Source organism: Streptomyces sp. NPDC101166 (assembly GCF_044768125.1).
In the GTDB taxonomy this organism is placed as follows: Bacteria; Actinomycetota; Actinomycetes; order Streptomycetales; family Streptomycetaceae; genus Streptomyces.
On the sequence record NZ_JBIWPF010000152.1, the window covers coordinates 1 to 1,329 of the forward strand.

Sequence of the window (1,329 nt, forward strand, 5' to 3'; positions counted from 1 at the left end):
CGCGCCCGGGATGATCATGGTCGGTCCGGGCGGCAGCACCCGGGTGGCGCCGGTCATGGCCGCGGACGGCAGCCCGCCGGGCGGAGTGGGCCGGCGGCCCGAACGCACCGCGGACACCGCGTCGGCGAACTCGCCGCCATTGGCGTAGCGCTGGCCCGGCTCCTTGGCCATGGTGATCTCGATGAGCTCCCGCACGTTCGGCGGCAGGTCGGCGGGCAGCGGCGGCGGGGCCTCCCGCACATGCTTCATGGCGACGGTCAGCGCGCCGTCGCCGGTGAACGGCCGTGCGCCCGCGAGCGACTCGTAGCCGACCACGCCCAGCGAGTACACGTCCGAGGCGGCGGTGGCGTCCTCACCGGTGGCCTGCTCCGGCGCGATGTACTGGGCGGTGCCCATCACCATGCCGGTCTTGGTGACCGGGGAGGCGTCGACGGCCTTGGCGATGCCGAAGTCGGTGATCTTCACCTGACCGGTCGGCGTCACGAGGATGTTGCCGGGCTTCACGTCCCGGTGCACGACACCCGCGAGGTGCGCCACCTGCAGCGCCCGCCCGGTCTGCTCGAGCATGTCGAGGCCCTGGGCCACCGAGAGCCGGTTCAGCCGGGACAGCACCGCGTTGAGCGGCTCGCCCTGCACGAATTCCATGACCAGATAGGCGATCTCGCCGCCGGACGGATCCTGCGTCTCGCCGTAGTCGTAAATGCTCGCGATGCCCGGGTGATTCAGCTGCGCGGTGGTCCGCGCCTCGGTACGGAAGCGCTGCCGGAAGGTGGGGTCGGTGGAGAACTCCGCCTTGAGCACCTTCACTGCGACCCGGCGGTCCAGCCGGGTGTCCAGAGCTTCCCAGACCTGGCCCATGCCGCCGGTGGCGATCAGCCGCTGCAGCCGGTACCGATCCGCGATCAACGCACCGTTGTTCAGCATTCGTGACCCTGTCTACCTTGCACTCTCATGTCTCTCAGCCCCCCAGCCCGGCGTCCAGCACGGCCCGCGCGATCGGTGCGGCCACCGAGCCGCCGGTCGCGGCCAGGGCCCGGTCGCCGCCGTTCTCGACGATCACCGCGATGGCGATCTTCGGGTTCTGCGCCGGTGCGAACGCCATGTACCAGGCGTGCGGCGGGGTGTTGCGCGGATCCGAGCCGTGCTCGGCCGTTCCGGTCTTCGACGCGATCTGATACGGGCGCGGCTGCGTCCCTCCCTGCGTGTTCTTCTCCGACTCGAGCATCAGATTGGTGATCTGGGTGGCCACCTGGGGGGTGACCGCCTGGCCCACCGAGGTCGGTTTGGTGGTGCTCAGCGTGCTGAGGTCCGGCGCCTGCAACTGGTCGA

2 protein-coding genes are annotated in these 1,329 nt (G+C 70.7%); both read right to left on the bottom strand.

The genetic code is table 11. The annotated features are described in order from the left end of the window. On the bottom strand, positions 1-924 hold a 924-nt coding region (locus tag ACIRS4_RS37225), incomplete at its 3' end, for a protein kinase (RefSeq protein WP_404204553.1). Positions 925-958: 34 nt separating this feature from the next. Continuing rightward, on the bottom strand, positions 959-1,329 hold a 371-nt coding region (locus tag ACIRS4_RS37230; protein ID WP_404204555.1), incomplete at its 5' end, for a penicillin-binding transpeptidase domain-containing protein.